General features: G+C 73.9%; 10 protein-coding genes. 6 read left to right on the forward strand and 4 right to left on the reverse strand.

All coding sequences use genetic code 11. The annotated features are described in order from the left end of the window. The first annotated feature begins 120 nt into the window (after positions 1-120). Entirely contained in the window at positions 121-1518 is a 1398-nt protein-coding gene (locus QOM21_RS21800) for a cellulose-binding protein (protein ID WP_407552456.1), read from the forward strand. On the opposite strand, the gene QOM21_RS21805 is transcribed toward QOM21_RS21800, so the two are convergent. Next, complete coding sequence (locus tag QOM21_RS21805; protein WP_407555750.1) at positions 1509-3251, reverse strand: MFS transporter; 1743 nt, start codon at positions 3249-3251, stop codon at positions 1509-1511. The two genes, QOM21_RS21800 and QOM21_RS21805, sit on opposite strands and share 10 nt — an antisense overlap. A gap of 445 nt (positions 3252-3696) precedes the next feature. Between QOM21_RS21805 and mfd the strand changes: the two genes are divergently transcribed. Continuing rightward, positions 3697-7281, forward strand: coding sequence for a transcription-repair coupling factor (gene mfd / locus QOM21_RS21810; RefSeq protein ID WP_407552458.1), 3585 nt, complete (start codon positions 3697-3699; stop codon positions 7279-7281). A 70-nt stretch (positions 7282-7351) separates the two neighbouring features. Here mfd and cpt read toward each other — a convergent pair whose 3' ends face one another. Further along, the gene (gene cpt, locus QOM21_RS21815; RefSeq protein ID WP_407552460.1) at positions 7352-7885 is read right to left on the reverse strand and encodes a chloramphenicol phosphotransferase CPT; all 534 of its coding nucleotides are present in this window, start codon (positions 7883-7885) and stop codon (positions 7352-7354) included. A gap of 17 nt (positions 7886-7902) precedes the next feature. Beyond that, the gene (locus QOM21_RS21820) at positions 7903-9387 is read right to left on the reverse strand and encodes a DUF2079 domain-containing protein (protein WP_407552462.1); all 1485 of its coding nucleotides are present in this window, start codon (positions 9385-9387) and stop codon (positions 7903-7905) included. Between the two features lie 185 nt (positions 9388-9572). Between QOM21_RS21820 and QOM21_RS21825 the strand changes: the two genes are divergently transcribed. The 3 genes from QOM21_RS21825 to QOM21_RS21835 all read left to right on the forward strand — a co-directional run bounded on the left by QOM21_RS21825 (position 9573) and on the right by QOM21_RS21835 (position 12278). Beyond that, positions 9573-10307: an HNH endonuclease family protein gene (locus QOM21_RS21825; protein WP_407555751.1), complete on the forward strand. Its 735-nt coding sequence runs from the start codon at positions 9573-9575 to the stop codon at positions 10305-10307. Positions 10308-10479: 172 nt separating this feature from the next. Then, complete coding sequence (locus QOM21_RS21830; protein WP_407552464.1) at positions 10480-11124, forward strand: SurA N-terminal domain-containing protein; 645 nt, start codon at positions 10480-10482, stop codon at positions 11122-11124. 80 nt (positions 11125-11204) lie between these two features. Further along, complete coding sequence (locus QOM21_RS21835; RefSeq protein WP_407552466.1) at positions 11205-12278, forward strand: nucleoside triphosphate pyrophosphohydrolase; 1074 nt, start codon at positions 11205-11207, stop codon at positions 12276-12278. On the opposite strand, the gene QOM21_RS21840 is transcribed toward QOM21_RS21835, so the two are convergent. After that, positions 12173-13582, reverse strand: coding sequence for an MFS transporter (locus tag QOM21_RS21840; RefSeq protein WP_407552468.1), 1410 nt, complete (start codon positions 13580-13582; stop codon positions 12173-12175). The genes QOM21_RS21835 and QOM21_RS21840 overlap by 106 nt on opposite strands. 136 nt (positions 13583-13718) lie before the next feature. Between QOM21_RS21840 and QOM21_RS21845 the strand changes: the two genes are divergently transcribed. Next, a complete protein-coding gene (locus QOM21_RS21845; protein ID WP_407552469.1) occupies positions 13719-14600 on the forward strand; it encodes a LysR family transcriptional regulator in 882 nt (293 codons plus the stop codon). Positions 14601-14712: the final 112 nt, after the last annotated feature.

Consider the following 14712-nt stretch of genomic DNA (forward strand, 5'->3'; position numbering starts at 1 on the left):
GAGATGGGCGGAGTGTCGCGATAGGGCCGCTTCGGGCAGATCCACAAAGATGTGCGCGGGACTGTGCGGAACCGTGCGGGACCGCGCGACTGCTGTGCGCGGCGGAGAGGGGCTTGAGGGATGAGTGCATCGGTTTCGCCTCACGGGTTCGAGACCGTACGAGGACGTGGCTACCGGCAGGACGATGTCGACCGGCGCGTGGAGGGACTCTCCGTCGACCGCGACTCGTGCTGGGAGCGCGCCGCGCGGCTGACCGTGCTGTCGAACGAGATGGCGGCGGAGCTGACGGAACTGTGCGCGTACATGGCGCAGATGCCGCCGCAGCGCTACGAATCCCTCGGCGAACAGGCCCAGCTGATCCTGACCACCGCGGAATCCGAGGCCGCCCGGCTGCGGGCCGAGGCGGCGGAGGCGATCGAGCGGGCCCGCGACGAAGCCGCGGTCCACGCCGACGAGGTCCGGGACGCGGCGGACAAGGCGGCGCACACGCTGTACGCGGAGGCGGACGCGTACGTCCGGCACGTCCAGGAGACGGCGTGGGCCGAGGCGGCCGCCCTGACGGACGCGGCCACCCTCGACGCCGAGCAGTGGCGCGGGGAGGCGGGCCGGGAGCTGGAGGAGGTGCGCCGGCGCACCGCGCAGCTGTACGAGGAGCAGGAGGACCGGCAGGCCGAGGAGTGGGACGCGGCCGGCCGTGAACTCGCGGATCGTGAGGCGGAGCTGGACCGGCGCATCGAGCAGCTCGACGCGGAGGGCGAGGCCCGGCTCGACGAGTGCCGGCGCGAGCACGCCGAGACCGAGGAGGCGCTCCGGCACGCACAGGAGGACGCCGAGGCCCGGGGCGCGGAACTGCTGGCCCAGGCCAGGGCCGAGGTGGAGCGCATCGAGCGCACGACGGAACGGGTCCTGCGCGAGCACGAGGAGGAGCGCGAGGAGGTCCGGGCCCATATGGCGCACGTGTGCGACAGCCTCGCGACGCTCGCCGAGGCGGGCGCAGAGGACGGCGAGGCCGGGCCCGGGGTGGTGCAGGAGTGGCTGCCGGGAGTGGCGCCCGAGGCGGCGTCCTCCGATTCCGGGGACGGAGCCGCCGGCGGGCCCGGGGCGGCGACGGTGCCTTCGCCGGCGGCGCAGCGGGAGCGCGGGCCGCAGGCCGCGGACGACCCGGCCGGCCGGGACGCCGACGGCAGCGGCGTGGACGTCGCGGACGTCGTTGACGGAGCGGGCGGAACGGACGTCGCCGACGGGGAGGAGGCGCAGGCGGAGGAGCCCGGCGGGACCCCCCGGGAGGGAGGCAAGGACGTCCATCCCCACGACTACGACGTCGACAGCGTCTACGACTACAACGAGGACATCGACTCCGACTACGCCAACGCCCCGGGCACGACCACCGCACCGGCCGCGGACGCGGGCGTCGGGCCCGACGACGGAGAGGGGGCGGGGCCGGCCGACACCAGGTCACCCGTGGACCCCGACGAGGAGGACACCCTGGAAACCGAGCTGCCCCGCATTCAGGACTGAGCCGCCGCCTCGCCCGGGCGCGCCTCCTGGGCCCCGGTCGGCTCGGCCCGCCCCGGTGCGGCGATGTCCCTCGCCCCGGTCCCTGCCCCGGTCCCTGCCCCGGTCCCGGTCCCGGTCCCGGCCCCTGCCCCGGCACCAGGGCCGGCCTCGGGGGCACGGACCTGCGAGCCGGGGACGTCCGTGTCGCCCGGGGCGGCCGGAGCAGCCGGGGCGCCCGGCCCGCCGTCCGTGTCCTCCGCCGTCTCCCGCGCCGTGCGGGCGTCGGCGTGCACGGGGAAGTGACGGGGCGCCAGCAGGAGCAGGGCCGTCAGCGCGAGGGCGGCGGCCGCGACGGCGCCGAGGTAGACGTGGTCGACGGTGGTGTCGACGGCGCGCCGCAGGTAGTCGGTGGCGTGCGCGGTGAGGGAGCCGGCGCGCTCCAGTGCGTGCGAGACGGCGTCGAGGTCGCCGGGCAGCCCGGGGCGTATCTCCCGAGGGGCGTGGGCCAGGCGGTCGTTGAGCGTGGCATTGGCGATGGCGCCGAAGAGGGCCGCGCCGATGGACTGGCCGACCTGGCGGCAGAAGAGTATCGAGGCGGTGGCGGTGCCGCGCTCGGCGTAGCCGACCGAGGACTGCACACCGATGATCAGCGGGAGCTGGAAGAGTCCGAGGGCGGCGCCCAGCGCCAGCATGATCAGGGCGGGCTGCCAGGCGGCGCCCGGGTAGGGCAGCAGGGGGAAGACGAGCAGGATCAGCCCGGCCGCGCCGATGCCGATGACCGCACAGTTGCGGATGCCGATGCGGTTGTAGACGTGGCTGCTCAACGCGGCCGAGACCGGCCAGCTCAGGGTCATCACCGAGAGCACGAAGCCGGCGGCTATGGGGCCCAGACCCAGGACGGACTGCGCGTAGGTGGGCAGGAAGACGGTGGGGGCGACCATCAGCAGGCCGAGGGCGCCCAGGGCGAGATTGACGGCCGCGATGGTGCGGCGGCGCCAGACCCAGCCGGGGATGATCGGTTCGGCGGCGCGGCGTTCGATGAGGACGGTGGCCGTCGCGCACACCGCGCTGCCGGCGAACAGCAGCAGCGAAGGGGCGGAGAGCCAGGGCCAGGCGACGCCGCCCTGCACGAGAGCGGTCAGCAGCAGACCGCCGCAGGCGAAGATGGCGAGCGCGCCGGGCCAGTCGACCCGGGCGCGGCGGGCGGGCGCCGCCTCGCTCCCCGTCCCGCGCCGCGCGTCCTCGACGAAGTGGCGGAGGATCAGCCAGAGGGCGACCGCGCCGACGGGCAGGTTGACCAGGAAGATCCAGCGCCAGTCGGCGTAGGCGGCGAGCAGGCCGCCGAGGGCGGGTCCCGCGACCGCCGAGGTGGCCCAGACCGAGGAGAGCTTCGCCTGGATCTTCGGGCGTTCCTTCATCGGGTAGAGGTCGGCCGCGATGGTCTGGACGGTGCCCTGGAGGGCGCCGCCGCCCAGGCCCTGCAGGACGCGGAAGGCGATCAGGGAGGCCATGTTCCAGGCGCCCGCGCAGGCCAGCGAGCCGACGAGGAAGAGCACGATGCCGGTGACCAGGATCGGCTTGCGTCCGAAGGTGTCGGAGAGCTTGCCGTAGACGGGCAGGGTGACGGTGACGGCGAGCAGGTAGCCGGAGAAGAGCCAGGAGAAGACGGAGAAGCCGCCGAGGTCGCCGACGATCTGCGGGATCGCGGTGGCGATGATCGTGGAGTCGAGGGCGGCGAGGGCCATGCCGAGCATGAGGGCGGCGACGACCGGGCCGCGCCTGCGCGTGCCGGCCGCTCCCGCCGCGGGGCCGGTGCGGTCCGCAGAGCCCGTCTCCCGGTCCGTGGTGCTGGCGCTGTTCCTCGTGGTGCGGCTCACCGGGCCCCCTCCGCAGTTGTGTGTAGCCGACACCATTCCATGCGGGGTCACTGGGCGGAACGGGGCTTCTCGGTGGGTGGACGCCGTCCCGCGGAGCGGCGGGGGGTGCGGTGGGGGGCGCGGCGCGGGTGCGGCGGCGGGTGCGGTGTCCTCGTGCCACGGGCCGCCGCCGTGGTGCGGACTCCCGGGCGCCGGGGCCTCCCGGGCCCGTATCCGCTCGGGCCGCGGGGTGCCGGTGGGCGGGCGTAAGGTGGGCAACCCCGGCCCGTTCGACGTGTCGGGCTGCTCGCGTTGTTCGCCTCGCTGGGACGGAAGCCTTTTCATGAGCCTGACTGGTCTGCTCGACGCCGTCGTACAGGACCCGGCGCTCGCCGAAGCGGTGCAGGCCGCGGCCGACGGGAACCGTCCGCACGTGGATCTGGTGGGCCCGCCCGCGGCCCGTCCCTTCGCGGTGGCCGCCCTCGCCCGCGACGCGGGCCGGCCGGTCCTCGCGGTGACCGCCACCGGCCGTGAGGCGGAGGACCTGGCCGCCGCGCTGCGCACCTTGATGCCGGCCGGTGAGGAGAACTCCGTCGTGGAGTTCCCGTCCTGGGAGACGCTGCCGCACGAGCGGCTCTCGCCGCGCTCGGACACCGTCGGCCGCCGGCTCGCGGTGCTGCGCAGGCTCGCGCACCCGCGGGCGGACGACGTGATGGCCGGCCCCGTCTCGATCGTCGTCGCGCCCATCCGCTCCGTGCTTCAGCCGCAGGTCAAGGGGCTGGGGGACCTGGTCCCGGTCAGCCTGCGCACGGGCGGCAGCGCCGACCTCGGCGACATCGTCGACGGGCTGGCGGCCGCCGCCTACACGCGCGTCGAACTGGTCGAGAAGCGCGGCGAGTTCGCGGTCCGCGGTGGCATCCTGGACGTCTTCCCCCCGACCGAGGAGCACCCGTTGCGGGTGGAGTTCTGGGGCGACGACGTCGAGGAGATCCGGTACTTCAAGGTCGCCGACCAGCGGTCGCTCGAGGTCGCCGAGCACGGTCTGTGGGCGCCGCCGTGCCGTGAACTGCTGCTGACCGAAGACGTCCGGACGCGGGCCGCGGCGCTCGCCGAGCAGCACCCGGAGCTGGGCGAGCTGCTCGGGAAGATCGCCGAGGGCATCGCCGTCGAGGGCATGGAGTCCCTCGCGCCCGCCCTGGTCGACGAGATGGAACTGCTGCTTGACGTGCTGCCCAAGGGCAGCATGGCCGTGGTGTGCGATCCGGAGCGGGTCCGGACACGGGCCGCGGACCTGGTGGCCACCAGCCAGGAGTTCCTGCAGGCGTCGTGGGCGGCCAGCGCGGGCGGCGGCGAGGCACCGATCGACGTGGGCGCGGCGTCGCTGTGGGGGATCGCGGACGTCCGGGAGCGGGCCCGCGAGCTGGACATGATGTGGTGGTCGGTCAGCCAGTTCTCCTCCGGCGACATCGGGTCCGACGCCGCCGGTGAGGAGCTGACGGCCGCCGATGTCGCGGCGGCCGGGGACACCCTCAAACTCGGCATGCACGCCCCCGACACCTACCGCGGGGACACCGCGCGGGCGCTCGCCGACACCAAGCAGTGGCTCGCCGACGGCTGGCGAACGGTGTTCGTCACCGAGGCGCACGGCCCGGCGGCGCGCACCGTCGAGGTGCTCGGCGGCGAGGGCATCCCGGCGCGCATGGAAGCCGAGCTGTCGCAGATCGCACCGAATCTGGTCCACGTGACCTGCGGCTCCCTCGACAACGGCTTCATCGACCAGGGGCTGCGGCTCGCGGTACTGACCGAGACGGATCTGTCCGGGCAGAAGGCGGCGTCCAAGGAGCTGGGCCGGATGCCGGCCCGTCGCCGCAAGACCATCGACCCGCTGACGCTGCAGGCCGGCGACTTCATCGTGCACGAGCAGCACGGCGTGGGCCGCTACATCGAGATGGTGCAGCGGACCGTGCAGGGCGCCACCCGCGAGTACCTCCTCGTCGAGTACGCGCCCGCCAAGCGCGGCCAGCCCGGCGACCGTCTCTACATCCCCACCGACCAGCTGGAGCAGGTCACCAAGTACGTGGGCGGGGAGGCCCCGACGCTGCACCGGCTGGGCGGCGCCGACTGGACGAAGACCAAGGCGCGCGCCAAGAAGGCGGTCAAGGAGATCGCCGCCGACCTGATCAAGCTGTACTCCGCGCGGATGGCGGCCCCCGGCCACGTCTTCGCCCCGGACACCCCCTGGCAGCGGGAACTGGAGGACGCCTTCCCGTACGCCGAGACGCCCGACCAGCTCACCACCATCGCCGAGGTCAAGGAGGACATGGAGAAGTCGGTCCCGATGGACCGGCTGATCTGCGGCGACGTCGGCTACGGCAAGACCGAGATCGCGGTCCGCGCGGCCTTCAAGGCGGTGCAGGACGGCAAGCAGGTCGCGGTCCTGGTGCCGACCACGCTCCTCGTCCAGCAGCACTTCGGCACGTTCACCGAGCGGTACAGCCAGTTCCCGGTCAAGGTCAGGGCGCTGTCCCGCTTCCAGACCGACACCGAGGCCAAGGCCGTCCTGGAAGGGCTGCGGGAGGGCTCCGTCGACCTCGTCATCGGCACCCACCGGCTGTTCTCCTCGGAGACCAAGTTCAAGGACCTGGGCCTGGTCATCGTCGACGAGGAGCAGCGCTTCGGTGTGGAGCACAAGGAGCAGCTGAAGAAGCTGCGCGCCAACGTCGATGTGCTGACCATGTCCGCGACGCCCATCCCGCGGACCCTGGAGATGGCGGTCACCGGCATCCGCGAGATGTCGACGATCACCACCCCGCCCGAGGAGCGGCATCCGGTCCTGACCTTCGTCGGCCCGTACGAGCAGAAGCAGATCGGCGCCGCCATCCGGCGTGAACTGCTGCGCGAGGGCCAGGTCTTCTACATCCACAACCGGGTGGAGTCCATCGACCGGGCCGCCGCGCGGCTGCGCGAGATCGTGCCCGAGGCGCGGATCAGGACCGCTCACGGCCAGATGGGCGAGACGGCGCTGGAGCAGGTCGTCGTCGACTTCTGGGAGAAGAAGTTCGATGTGCTGGTCTCCACGACGATCGTCGAATCGGGCATCGACATCTCCAACGCCAACACCCTGATCGTCGAGCGCGGCGACAACTTCGGCCTCTCCCAGCTCCACCAGCTGCGCGGGCGGGTGGGCCGCGGCCGGGACCGCGGCTACGCCTACTTCCTCTACCCGCCGGAGAAGCCGCTCACCGAGACCGCGCACGAGCGGCTGGCGACCATCGCCCAGCACACCGAGATGGGCGCCGGTATGTATGTCGCGATGAAGGACCTGGAGATCCGCGGTGCGGGCAACCTCCTCGGCGGTGAGCAGTCCGGGCACATCGCCGGCGTCGGCTTCGACCTGTACGTCCGGATGGTCGGCGAGGCCGTCGCGGACTACCGGGCGTCGCTGGAAGGCGGTGTGGAGGAGGAGCCGCCGCTGGAGGTCAAGATCGAGCTGCCGGTCGACGCGCACGTCCCGCACGACTACGCGCCGGGCGAGCGGCTGCGGCTGCAGGCGTACCGCGCCATCGCCTCCGCCACGACCGAGGAGGACATCGCCGCGGTCCGCGAGGAGCTGACCGACCGCTACGGCAAGATGCCCGAGCCGGTGGAGAATCTGCTGCTGGTCGCCGGGCTGCGGATGCTGGCGCGCTCCAGCGGCGTCGCCGACATCACCCTGCAGGGCTCCAACGTCCGCTTCGGTCCCGTGGAGTTGCGGGAGTCGCAGGAGCTGCGGCTCAAGCGGCTGTATCCGCGGACGGTGCTCAAGCCGGCCACCCGGCAGATCCTGGTGCCCCGGCCGACCACCGGCAAGATCGGCGGAAAGCCGCTGGTCGGCCGGGAACTGCTGTCGTGGGTGGGGGAGTTCCTGACGACGATCCTGGGTTCGTAGCCGATCCCGGGGGCGTGAGGGGGCCTTCGCGGCGGGCCGGCGCGGTTCCCTGTGTGCCGCGCCGGCCCGTTCAGCGCACCCGTGCCGCGATCAGGCGCGCGCAGGCGTCCGGGGTGGCGGCGGCGGTGTCGACCTCCATGTCGTAGCGGACGCCCTTGTGGACGAGGTCGGCCTGGGCGGCGGCCATCCCCACCACCCGGTCGCCGCGGGCCCGTTCGCGGGCCGCGGCGGTCTCGGCGTCGCAGCGGACGCCGACCCACAGCACCTCAAGGCCCTCCAGCGCGGACTGCCACCGCCGCTGGCCTTCGTGGCCGCCGAGGAACACCTCGTCGAGGATGACGCCGGTGCCGCCGCGGGCCATCGCGGCGATGCCGTTGCGCCAGGCGGACTCCAGGGCCCGGTAGGCCGGGCCGACCGTGACCTGCCCGTCGGGCGCGACGAGCAGACCGTCCGGCGAGTCCTGCAGGGTCGGTGGGAGGGCTTCACCGAAGGTGTCGACACCGAAGGTCAGCCAGGGGCGGGGGAGGGTGTGCTGCAGGGCGCGGGCCAGGGACGAGGTCCCGGAGCTGGAACCGCCGTTGAGGACGATCACGTCGGTGGTCATCGCGCCACCCTAGGCACTCAGCGCTCGGCCGTCCTGCGAAATACGACGAGGTCCGCGACGCCGCCGAGGGGCGCGTACTTCGCCTCCGGGTGGCGGCGCGCGGCGTCGGCGAGGGCCTGCTGCGGGGAGCGGTTGTCGTGCAGTTGCACCGCGATGTAGTCGGGGGAGATGCCGTCGGTGTCGCCGGTCCACAGCACACGGGTGCGGCCGGTGAGACGGCTCAGCGGCCGGATGTCGGCCTCCACGGTCGCGCCGTCCGGTATCCGCTCCAGCAGCCGCTCGGCGGCGGTGACGGCCGGCGGCTTGCGGTAGGTGACCGCTTCGGTGAGACGGGCCAGCGGGAGTGTGGTGGTCAGTGCCAGCGCGGCGGCGAGCGCGGCGGACGGCAGGTGCAGGGCGTACGCGCGCAGCCAGGGCCGGGCGGAGAGCCGGGTGTGCGCGAGGGCGTCGACGAGGGCGAGGAAGACCACCGGCATCAGGACGGCGTTGTAGTGCCAGTCGATGCCCCAGTAGTGCGCGTCGTGGGAGAGGAAGCGCCAGCCCACGGTGGGCAGCGCTATCAGCAACAGCGGGGAGCGCAGCGCGAGCAGACCGGTGGTGGGCAGCAGGATCCACAGCGTGGTGCGGACGGCGGTGTCGACCGGGATGGCGGGGCCGCCGCCCTCGCCGCCGAGTTTGGTCCAGTAGTCGTAGGAGCCGGAGCCGTTGAAGGCGGGGATGACCAGGCCCAGGGTGACGGCGGTGGCGGTGATGCCGAACGCGACCAGGGCGATGGCCGCCGGGGTGGCCCTGCGGGTGCGGATCAGCACGACCGCCCCGATGGCGGCGGCGGTCACCCCCAGGTCCTCCTTGACCAGCACCAGGGGCGCGGCCCAGCACACCGCCGCGGTCCACCGCCCGCGCAGCACCGCTTCGAGGGCGAAGGCGAGCAGCGGCAGCGCGAAGGCGATCTCGTGGAAGTCGAAGTCGACCGCCTTCTGCACGCCCCAGGACAGGCCGTAGGCGAGGCCGACGGCCAGGCCCCTGGCGCGGCCGAGATAGCGGGCCGCGGCCCGGGTGACGGGCAGGGCGGACAGCGCGAACAGGGCGGCCTGCGCGGTGAGGAGGGTCGCGGGGGAGGGCAGCAGCCGGTAGAAGGGGGCGAGCAGAATCAGTACGGGGCTGAAGTGGTCGCCCAGGATGTTGGTGCCCGGCCCCTTGAGGTCGACGACCGGCGCCGAGAGGTGCGCGTAGCCCCGTACGGCCTGCTCGAAGATCCCCAGGTCCCACGACGCGGTGCCCATCGAGCGGAAGCGGCACAGGGACAGCGTCGCGTAGGCGAGGAAGAGGAATGCAGCGGTCCAGTACGGGTCGAGGCGGGGCGCCCGCAGGCGGTGCGCAAGGCGCCGCAGCCGGCCGGCCGGCGCGCCGTCGGTGGCCGCGGTCGCGGGGCGGGCGCCGGTGGCCGCCCCGGGCCGATGCCCGGTGCTGCCGTCCGCCGCCGTTGCTGCGGCCGTGTCCATGAGGGTCCTCACTCTCAACTTCCGAAAAGATACTCGAAGCGGCGAACCGGTCGAACCCGGCGGCCGCCGCAGCCCGCCCTCCCCTCCGACGCTCCGGATTGGACGCCGCTTTGATACGGTCCGCGCTCCTCGCCCCTCCCCGCGACCGCCGCGAAACGGGAGGGGGCCGCGCCACCGCGCCTGCCCTGACCGCCGCAGCGGTCTCCGCGCTCGCCGCCCTGCTGGCCCTCACCGGCTGCTCCCCGTACGAGGGCCGGGGCGGCAGTGATTCAGACGCGGGTGCGAGCCCGTCCGTTCCCGCGCCCGAGGGGCGCGCGGGCAGCGCGCTGCGTGCGGTGGCGTCCCTCGACGTCAAGGGCCGTGCCCCGAAGACCGGTTACGACCGGGACCGGTTCGGCTCGCCCTGGGCGGACACCGACAGCAACGGCTGCGGTACCCGGGACGACATCCTCAAGCGCGATCTGCGGGCCACCGCATTCCGTGACGGCGACTGCGTCGTGGTGTCGGGGACCCTGCCCCAGGACCCGTACACCGGGCGGTCGCTGCGCTACGAGCGGGGCCGCAGCAAGGTCGACATCGATCATGTGGTGGCGCTGTCGGACGCCTGGCAGAAGGGCGCGCAGCAGTGGCCGGGGAGCAAGCGGGTGGCCTTGGCCAACGACCCGCTCAACCTGATCGCGGTGGACGCTTCGGCCAACCGGCAGAAGGGCGACGGGGACGCGGCGACCTGGCTGCCCGCGTTCAAGGCCGCCCGCTGCGACTACGTCGCCCACCAGGTGGCGGTGAAGAAGAAGTACGGGCTGTGGGTGACGCGGGGCGAGCGGGACGCGATGGCGCGGGTGCTCACCTCCTGTCCGCGAGAGCGCCTGCCGGCCGGCGGCGGCCCCACCGAGGCGCCGGCGCGGTTCTCGGCGAAGTAGCGAGGACGCCCGGGGGAAAGGCGACACCCGAACGCCACCGTGCCGAACCGTTACCGGGCGGAACCGCCACCGGGAGAGATCGTTGGCCGAAGCAGTGGCCTGGGCCACGCCGACTCCATAGCATCGATCACTCAAGGTCGAGACTCCGTCGCACGATCTGCCGGGAGGCCAAGTGTTCCGCCGTAGGACAGCGCTCTCCGTATCCGCCACCGCCGCTCTGCTGGCCGCAGCCCCGCTGCTGGCCGCCTGCGGCGCCGACGCGCACCCCGGTGCCGCGGCCGTGGTGGACGGGAAGCGGATCACCGTCTCGCAGCTGCAGGCGAAGGTGCGGGATGTCCGCGAAGCCCAGGGCAAGTCCCCGCAGGGCGGACAGATGATCAGCAACACCGGCCGGCTGAGCCTCGCCACCCTCAACGGACTGATCTTCGACGAGGTGTTGGAGCGCGCCGCGAAGGATGCCGGTGTCGAGGTCACCCGTGACGACATCCAGAAGTGGCGGGCGGCGGCCGAGAAGCGGGCGGGCGGCGCGGAACGGCTGAAGGCGCTGTGGCTCCAGCAGGCCATCGCCCCGGACGAGATCGACGCCATGGTCCGCAACCAGCTGCTGCTGGACGGCGTCGCCGAGCACCTCGGGGCCGACCGCGGGCAGCCGCAGGGCCAGCAGAAGCTCGCCGAGGCGCTGTCGAAGACCTCCCGGTCCATGGGCATCGACGTCAACCCGCGCTTCGGCACCTGGGACGACCAGGAGGTCATCCTCGGCGAGACCAAGGACCCCTGGATCACCACCGGGCGCACCGCGGAGCAGCAGCAGACCTGAGCGGGACGCCGGCTGCGGTTGCCCGGCGGGCGGGGCCGACCGGCGCCGGGCCTGTCGGAGGGGTGCGTTACGTTCGATACGTGAACGCTGACGCCTCCCACGCCGACTCCGGCGCCGACGCCCCCTCGCAGGGCGGCGGCACCGGTCGCCTGGTCCTGCTCACCACCAGCCACCGGGTCGCCCCCGGACTGCTGTCCTGGCCCGCGTGGCAGACGCTGCGCACGGCCGGGCGGGTCCTGTGCGCCGACCCCGGCCATCCGCAGCTGCCCTATCTGCGGGAGGCCGGTATCGAGGTGGAGGAGGCATCCCTCTCCGCGCGCGAGCTCGTCGACCACTGCGTGGCCGGGGACCGTACCGCCGTCGTGCTGACCTCCGCGGCCGGCGAGAGCGCGCTGACCGACGGCCTTGCGCGGCTGGCCGGCTCAGGCCGGGAGACCATGCCCGACCTGGAACTCCTGCCCGGCTCCTACGACCTCCCCGGCGCCCGGCTGCTGGATCTCGTCCAGGTCATGGACCGCATCCGCGCCGAGTGCCCGTGGAGCAGCATCCGCACGCACCACGACCTCGCCAAGTACGGCCTGGAGGAGGCCTACGAGCTGGTCGAGGCCATCGAGGAGGGCGACCGCGCGGCGCTGCGCGAGGAGCTGGGCGATGTGCTGCTCCAGGTCGTCTTCCACGCCCGGATCGCGCAGGACGACCCGGATGAGCCGTTCTCCCTCGACGATGTCGCGGGCGGCATCGTCGAGAAGCTGATCCACCGCCATCCGCATGTCTTCGGGGACGCGGCCGCCACCACCCCCGACGACGTCAAGGCGCACTGGCTGCGCACCAAGGCGGTGGAGAAGCGGCGGGAGTCGGTGACCGACGGCGTACCGCCGGCCCAGCCCGCGCTCGCCCTGGCCGGCAAGCTCGCCTCCCGGGCCCGTACGGCCGGTATCGAGGCGGAACCGGCGGGCGAGGGCGTCGGCTACGAACTGCTGGCGCTGGCGGTGCGGGCGGAGGCCGAGGGCACCGACCCGGAGACCGCGCTGCGCGCCGCGGCCCGCACCTACCGCGACGCGATCCGGGCCGCCGAGGGGCTGCCGCCCTCGGGCCGGTCCTCCGAGGAGGACGCGAGCGCCTCGGACGCCGACGACGAGCTGTTCGACGACTGAGCGGGCCGAGCCGACGGGGCCCCGGTGCCGTCCCCCACCGGGCGGGCGGCACCGCCGTCGTGCGGCCCGGACCTCCGGCGCAGCCGGTCCACGAGCCACACCGCCGCGACGGCCGCGGCGAGCGCCGCGCCCAGGACGCACACCCCGCCCCAGCCGGCCGCGCTCCAGACCACCGAGGTGAGCGCCGAGCCGACCGCGCCACCGGCGAAATAGCTCGCCATGTAGGCGGAGTTGAGGCGGTTGCGGGCCTCGGGCCGGACCGCGTAGACCACGTTCTGGTTGCTGACGTGCACCGCCTGCACGGCGAGGTCCAGCACGATCACGCCGACCAGCAGGGCCGCGAGCGCCCACGCCCCGCCGGCGCCGCCGGCCGCCAGCAGACCCCACGACCCCAGCAGCAGGAACGCCCCCGCGCCGGTCACCCGGTGCACCAGGCCCCGGTCCGCCAGCCGTCCGGCCGCCGACGCGGACAGCGAACCGGCCGCCCCCACGAGCCCCAGCAGCCCGATGGCCGACTCCTGCCAGCCGTAGGCAGGACCGGACATCAAGAACGCGACGGCCGTCCACAGCACGCTGAAGCCGGCGAAAGCCAGCGCCCCGATCGCGGCCCGCCACCGCAGCACCGGCTCCTGCACGAACAGCGCGAGCGTCGAGCGCAGCAGCGCCGGATAGCGCAGGCCGGCCGTGGTGCGCAGGGCGGGCAGCCGGAGCCGCAGCAGCACCGCCACCAGCAGCATCAACGCGGCGTTGACCCAGTAGACGGTGCGCCAGCCGCCGAGTTCGGCGAGCATCCCGGAGGCCGTACGGGCCAGCAGAATGCCCAGCAGCAGCCCGGTCATGACGGTGCCGACGGTCCGGCCGCGTTCGGCGGGCGCCGAGAGGGTCGCCGCGTACGGCACCAGGACCTGGGCGGCGACCGACGCGAGACCGGTGAGCGCGGTGCCGGTCAGCAGCAGCGCGGCGTTGGGCGCGCTCGCCGTCACGGTCAGGAAGCCCGCGGTGGCCACGCACAGGGTCACCGCGAGCCGGCGCCGCTCCAGCAGATCGCCGAGCGGCACGAGCAGCAGCAGCCCGAGCCCGTAGCCGACCTGGGCCACGGTCACCACCAGCGCGGCGGTTGAGGCGGACAGCCGCAGATCCCGGCCGATGACGTCCAGCAGCGGCTGGGCGAAGTAGTTTCCCGCGACGGACAGGCCGGTGGCGACCGACATCAGCAGCAGTGTGCCGCGCCCCAGCCGGCCGGTGCCCGCGTCCGGCTCCGCCGTGCTCCGCTGCTCCGGCCCCGGCGTCTGCTCGGGCTCCATGTGGGTGTCCTTTCCCGCCGCCCGCGGCCACCGTGACTCCGGGCCCGCCCAGCGTGCGCCGTCCACGATCGATGAGTCCAACGCATAGTTGTCATCGCACTCATCGTGGAACGCGATCGATGGCTACGATCGGGCGATGGAGCTCCAGCAGATGCGGTACGTGGTCGCCGTCGCCGAGACGGGCGGCTTCACCCGCGCCGCCGAGCGCTGCCATGTGGTGCAGTCCGCCCTCAGCCACCAGATCGCCCGGCTGGAGAAGGAACTCGGCGCCCGGCTCTTTCACCGCACCAGCCGCAGCGTCCGGCTGACCGTCGCCGGTGCGGCCTTCGTCCCGGTCGCGCGGCAGGCCCTGCAGGCGGCGGAGCGGGCCCGCGCCGAGGTGGAGGCGACGACCGGAGAGGTGCGCGGGCGGCTGGCGGTCGGCGCCATCTCGACGGTCGCGGCGGTCGACCTCGCCCGGGAGCTCGGAGCGTTCCGCGCCCGCTGTCCGCAGGTGTGCGTCAGCCTGCGGATGGACATGAGCGACGACCTGATCGAGCAGGTCAGGCAGGGCGGCCTGGACGTCGCCTTCGTCGGTCTGGTGCCCGGCGCGCGCACCGCCGGAGTCCGGGAGAAGGAGCTTGCGCGCGGCGAGCTGGTCGCGGTCGTACCACCCGGCCACCCGCTGGCCCGGCAGGAGTGGACACGTCTGGCGCGGCTCGCCGAGGAGACCTTCGTCGACTTCACGGCCGGCTCGGCCGCCCGCCGCCAGCGCGACGAGGCGTTCCGCGCGGCCGGCCTGACGTCCGAGGTGGCGTTCGAGGTGACGACCGTGGAGTTCCTGGCGAAGCTGGTGCGCGCCGGGCTGGGGGTCGGCATGGTGCCCGAGGCCATCGCCTCGGAGCTGCCCGGCCTGCACATCCTGCGGGTGCGGCCGGCGCCCGAGCGCAGCGAGCGCGTGGTGTGGAGCGGCCTGGGCCCGTCGCCGTCGGCCGTCGCGTTCCTCGCGGGCCTGGGCGTGGAGCCGGGGCCGCGGTAGCCCACCGGGCGGGCGCCGGTCGCGCACGGCGGAGCGCGGTGCGCCCGTGCCGGTCCCCGCGCACCCCGGGCGCAGGCCGTGACTCCGCGGGCGCGCCGGTGCACGCCCACCG

Origin of the sequence: Streptomyces sp. Pv4-95 (assembly GCF_045782725.1) — a bacterium.
Taxonomy (GTDB): Bacteria; Actinomycetota; Actinomycetes; order Streptomycetales; family Streptomycetaceae; genus Streptomyces.